The 666-nt window shown below is 46.1% G+C and carries 2 pseudogenes; both read right to left on the reverse strand.

The window, feature by feature from the left end:
• A pseudogene (locus tag R7Q11_RS26775) lies at positions 1-407 on the reverse strand (type II secretion system protein GspE); the annotation flags it as partial.
• Positions 407-666, reverse strand: a pseudogene (locus R7Q11_RS26780) (type II secretion system protein GspD); the annotation flags it as partial. The pseudogenes R7Q11_RS26780 and R7Q11_RS26775, both read right to left, overlap by 1 nt.

Consider the following 666-nt stretch of genomic DNA (forward strand, 5'->3'; position numbering starts at 1 on the left):
GCACCTTCTTTGATCGCTTCACCCAACATAGCATTGATCAATTTGATGATTGGCGCATCGTCTTCCGACTCTAACAAATCCTCGTCATGCGGTAGCTCTTCTGCCAACGAGAAGAAATCGTCACTGTCGGCACCGATATCTTCCATCAATTGACGAGCTTCTGATGAATCACGTTGATACGCTTCAGTCAGCTTTTTATCGAAGGATTCTTTGTCGATGGCTTGAGGCACGAAACTGCGCTTAAGCACGCGACGCACTTCAACCAGAGCCGCAGGATTTAGCGGCTCCACGTAGTAAAGAATTGGAGGACGCTCTGGATGCTCAGTCTCCAAAACCAGTTTAAAGCGATTGGCAAAACTGAATGGCAGACGACGCATACTTGGCGCAGTGTCTAACATATCTACCATTAGTTCTTTTCCATTTGATCGATAAACGCTTGAATTTCAGCAGGATGCTTACGATCTTGGCCAAATGCTGGGATCACAGGGATCTTCTCATCTGGCATCAATTTCAAGCCTTGGTCAGCTTTGTAAAGCTGCTCTGCACGAATAAAGTTGTATTTGCGCTGAGTGATACCATCTGCGGTCATACCATCACGGATGATGGTCGGCTTAATGAAGACCATCAAGTTACGTTTTTCGGTTTGCGTGCTGGTTGATTTGAACA

The organism is Vibrio sp. 970 (assembly GCF_033339075.1).